Annotated in this window: 5 protein-coding genes; 4 read left to right on the plus strand and 1 reads right to left on the minus strand. The window is 48.8% G+C overall.

The window, feature by feature from the left end; translation table 11 throughout:
- Nucleotides 1-171: 171 nt before the first annotated feature.
- Together OXG87_04975 and OXG87_04980 are read left to right on the plus strand one after the other, a co-directional pair.
- Nucleotides 172-1,218, plus strand: a complete 1,047-nt coding sequence (locus OXG87_04975; protein ID MCY3868888.1) for a Gfo/Idh/MocA family oxidoreductase — start codon at nucleotides 172-174, stop codon at nucleotides 1,216-1,218.
- Nucleotides 1,219-1,397: 179 nt separating this feature from the next.
- Entirely contained in the window at nucleotides 1,398-1,877 is a 480-nt protein-coding gene (locus OXG87_04980; protein MCY3868889.1) for a DUF402 domain-containing protein, read from the plus strand.
- On the opposite strand, the gene galU is transcribed toward OXG87_04980, so the two are convergent.
- Complete coding sequence (gene galU / locus OXG87_04985) at nucleotides 1,872-2,759, minus strand: UTP--glucose-1-phosphate uridylyltransferase GalU (protein MCY3868890.1); 888 nt, start codon at nucleotides 2,757-2,759, stop codon at nucleotides 1,872-1,874. The genes OXG87_04980 and galU overlap by 6 nt on opposite strands.
- A 289-nt stretch (nucleotides 2,760-3,048) precedes the next feature.
- Between galU and OXG87_04990 the strand changes: the two genes are divergently transcribed.
- Together OXG87_04990 and OXG87_04995 are read left to right on the plus strand one after the other, a co-directional pair.
- The gene (locus tag OXG87_04990; GenBank protein MCY3868891.1) at nucleotides 3,049-4,068 is read left to right on the plus strand and encodes a rod shape-determining protein; all 1,020 of its coding nucleotides are present in this window, start codon (nucleotides 3,049-3,051) and stop codon (nucleotides 4,066-4,068) included.
- A gap of 2 nt (nucleotides 4,069-4,070) precedes the next feature.
- Nucleotides 4,071-4,395, plus strand: a 325-nt coding sequence (locus tag OXG87_04995) for a hypothetical protein (protein MCY3868892.1), incomplete at its 3' end; no start/stop codon positions are given.

Raw genomic sequence — 4,395 nt, forward strand, 5'->3', positions numbered from 1 at the left:
TGGCACAGATGAATTTGGCAAGCAAGTCGCCAGTGGTATTTACATTTATCGCATGAGTGTGGGCGATTTTTCTCAAGTTCAGCGCATGATGTTGCTGAAATAATGGCGCATTCGAATTCTTTTCGAGGCCGCTTCTTTTGAGGCGGCCTTTCTTTTTTGGGAGGGAGTGTCATGATTCGCGTTGGACTGGTGGGCTATGGTTTGGGTGGAAAAGTCTTTCACGCACAATTGATTCAGATGGCGCCCGATCTTGAACTCTACGCGGTTTGTTCGCGTACATTGGAGAAACGCCAGGACGCAGAAGCCGATTTCCCACAGATCGTGACGTATGACTCTTTTGACGCGCTATTGGACAATGATAATATTGATCTCGTTGTGCTGGCGACACCGCACGATACGCATGCGCCGATGGCTATTCAGGCAATGGACGCGGGTAAACATCTCGTAACAGATAAAATTATGTGTTTGAATGAGTCTGAAGCACTGGCTATGATTGAAGCGTCTGAGCGCAATCAAGTGCTTTTAAGTGTGTATCAGAATCGGCGCTGGGATGGCGATTTTTTGACGTTGCAACACATACTCGCAGAAGGGATATTGGGTGATATTTATACTATTGAGTCCAATATCACGACTTATGGTGGCCCGCATGTCGGGTGGCGTGCGTGGAAAAAATACGGCGGAGGGCGCGTTCTCGATTGGGGAGCGCATCTGGTCGATCAGGCTCTCAGACTTTACGGGCCAACAGTTGAAACCGTTTTTGCCGATTTGCAATATCGCTATCCCAAAGACAAGGCCGATGTTGAAGCTCTGGCTCTGATTCACCTGCGATTTGCAAACGGGGTGCGCTATTTTATTGAATTGGGCACCGCGTGGATGTATGCCAAGCCGCGCTATCATGTGCGCGGCGCGCTTGGAAGTTTTAGAAAATATGGCATAGACCCTCAAGAAGCGGCGATGAAGTCAGGGGTTTTTGGCGTACTCGTTCCGGAAGACCCTGCGCGTTATCAGCTGCGCGTCATCAATGATCGCGGACAAACAGTAGAGCACCCGGTGTCGCCCCTGTTTGGCAGCTATCGCACGTATTACGATAATGTGGGCGCAGCACTTGTACATGGGGAAGAATTGCTGGTCAAACCAGAGGAATGTCTGGAGGCCATTCGCGTGATTGATGCAATCAGGCTCTCGGCAGAACGAGAAGAGGTTGTCAAGCTGATATAGAAAAGGATATTTTATGGTGTGGGGCATTGTATTATTTGTCATTTTTACGGGTTGTTATCTCGGGCAATGTGTTTCTTCTGGCCTGGGTGACAAGCGCGGCTGGTCATTGCAGTGGATCTGTTGGCTGATCACGAGTTTGACAATTTTGATCTGCTATTTCATTGTTTAGGACCTCCATCGTGTTGTTTTGCGAATTAAAACGCCATCTCGACAAACCCGATGAAACATATATGTGCGATTTGGTCGCCCGCGGCACAGATTGGGTCGTCTTGTCCTATGTGTCAAATCAGGCCTGGGAAGTCGCTGGCACTCTCTTGCCTGCTGGTTCTCAAACGCTGGCTTTTTACCAAAGGGACGCCGCGCATGTTTTATGGCGAATGTGTGCCCCTTCAGGTGATCTGAAGGGGTATTTATTTCATATTTGTCGGAATGTGCGGGTGGAAGAACGCAGGGTCAGTTATCTGGACCTGCTTTTGGATATATGGGTAAGTTCAGATGGTGTTGTCGAAATCTTAGACCGGGAGGATGTAGATGTGTGTTATGGGAAATGCAAACTGTGTGAAGCCGATCTGAAAGCCATAGCGGCAGAAGAGAAACGGATTGTGACACACTGGCCCGTGCTGGTGCGCGAGATGGACGCGCTTTTGAGCGACCTATAATGACTTCTTTTTTTCTTCGAGCAGCGGGATGAGTTCTCTGAGGTATTTGCGAAAATCTTTGGCAATGGCCGGATGATTAAGTGAAAAGGCTACTGAGGTCTTGAGGTATGACAGAAGATCGCCCACCGTATGCCACTCCCCTTCGATGGCACATGCGTACACTGCGCGCGATTGGCTCATCAATTCGATGGCGTCGGTGAGTTGATATTCTCCATTTTGGGCAGGTTCGATCTGTTCCAGAAAGTCAAAAATTTCGGGCCCAAAGATATAGCGCCCAAGGGTCGCGAGATTTGATGGTGCTTCTGCAGGATCGGGTTTTTCAACGAGTCCCTCAACGAGATAGACATCGTTTATGCGTTTGCCTTTAATAACGCCATAACTACTGATGAGATCTTGCGGCACTTCTTTGACTGCGAGAATTGAGCTGCTGTACCTGTTATAGTGTTCTATCATTTGCCCAATGCAAGGACGCTCTGAAACGACGAGGTCGTCGCCGTAAAGAACGGCAAAGGGTTCGTCGCCAATATGTTTGCGGGCTTTGAGAACGGCGTGTCCTGTACCTAACTGGTCTTTTTGTCGCACGTAATGGATGTCGGCCAGTTGTTCGATCCGGTCCAGCGTTTCGAGCATTTTTAGATCTGCGCGTTCATGCAATGCATGGGCGATTTCGATATTGCGATCAAAGTGGTCTTCAATTGCGCGTTTTCCCCGGCCCGTGATGATCAGGATGTCTTCAATACCCGAGTTGACGAGTTCCTCAATGATGTATTGAATCGCCGGCTTGTCAACAATGGGCATCATCTCTTTGGGCAGGGCCTTGGTGGCGGGCAGCATGCGACTGCCGTGCCCCGCTGCGGGGATTACTGCTTTCCGAATTTTCACCAGGACCTCCAATACCGAGATTGGTCATATGATCTAAATGACAAATTTCAGATTGCCAGAAAGAAATGTCAAGGATATTTTCCCACAATATATTGTCTCTCGTTACTTGACTTTATTTTTTTAAAGCGTTATTATTCTGCATCTTCTCTCCTCCTTTTGCCACTTCTGTTAATTTTCCCCCTATTCAGAAGTCATCTTCTCGCTGCCATTCAACGTTTTTTTAATTTTTTTAACCAATTTTGCCGGATTGTTGTTCGTTTTATCGGTTCCGGTGGGAGATACTTCAGCTATGGCTTTTTGGTTTTCGAACTTGTTTTCAAATGATATTGGTATTGATCTGGGAACTGCCAATACACTGATTTATGTCAAAGGGCAGGGTATTGTGATCAATGAACCTTCAATTGTAGCCCTTGAGCGTCATACGCGCAAGCCGCTGGCCATTGGTTCTCAGGCGAAAGAAATGCTTGGACGCGAAAAACCGGATATAGAGGTGGTGCGCCCGCTCCGCGATGGCGTCATCGCCGATTTTGATGTGACTGAGGAAATGTTGCGCTTTTTTATTTCCAAAGTAAAAACAAACAAACTGCTGGTCAGACCGCGCGTTGTGATTTGTGTGCCTTCCGGTGTTACGCCTGTCGAAATGCGCGCTGTAAGCGAGGCTGCTGATCGCGCGGGTGCCCGCGAAGTTTATTTGATCAAAGAACCCATGGCGGCTGCGATTGGCGTTGGGTTGCCCATAGAGGATGCGGTGGGATCTATGGTCGTTGATATTGGCGGTGGAACAACTGAGATCGCAGTGATTGCACTGTCTGGCATTGTGACATCCAGATCAATTAAAACAGCGGGCGATGAATTGACAGAAGTCATTGTGCAATTTCTCAAACGCAAACACAACCTGTTGGTGGGAAACCGCAGTGCCGAGCAAATCAAGTGCGCTATTGGCACTGCCGTGGGACTCGATGAAGAACTGCAACATACGTGCCGAGGTCTGGAGATGGTACAGGCGATTCCCCGGGTTATTACTGTCCATTCGAAAGAAATCAGGGAGGCATTGGCCGGTTCGGTAAATGAGATTGTTAATGCTGTGCGCCGAACGCTCGAGCAGACACCCCCCGAATTGGCCGCCGATATTCTCGACAATGGCATCATTTTGACGGGAGGAGGGGCACTGTTGCGCGGGTTAGATCGACGATTGGTCAATGAGACCGGCTTACCCGTTATGGTAGCCGATGATCCATTAACCTGTGTGGTGCGAGGTACGGGGAAAGTACTTGCAGACCTCCACGGCTACAGGAATGTTTTGGAATAGCGATGCAACGAATTCGTGTTTTTCTGCGTATTCGCCGTAAGGGAGTTGTGCTGGGCGTTGCGATTTTGGCGTCGTTGATATTGATGTTGTTCGATTCCTCTATACAGGCGCGATTTACACACAGTGTTGTTTTTGGGTTGATGTCTATTGGGCACCGTATCTTTGCCTGGCCAATGGGCGTTTCATCGCTGCGACACGAAAATGATGCTTTGCGCGATCAAAATTTGCGTCTTTCTCTCGAATTGCTCAAACTCCGAGAGGCCCAGCTTGAAAACGCACGTCTCCATGCCTTATTGGACTTCAAGGTGCAGCCGGGGGGTGAAAAAT

It is taken from the genome of Gemmatimonadota bacterium, from assembly GCA_026706845.1.
Taxonomy (GTDB): domain Bacteria; phylum Latescibacterota; class UBA2968; order UBA2968; family UBA2968; genus VXRD01.

Excerpts from the sequence above, each read along its gene's own strand:
- OXG87_04975 (MCY3868888.1), top strand. The coding sequence starts at position 172 with ATGATTCGCGTTGGACTGGTGGGCTATGGTTTGGGTGGAAAAGTCTTT.
- OXG87_04990 (MCY3868891.1), top strand. The coding sequence starts at position 3,049 with ATGGCTTTTTGGTTTTCGAACTTGTTTTCAAATGATATTGGTATTGAT.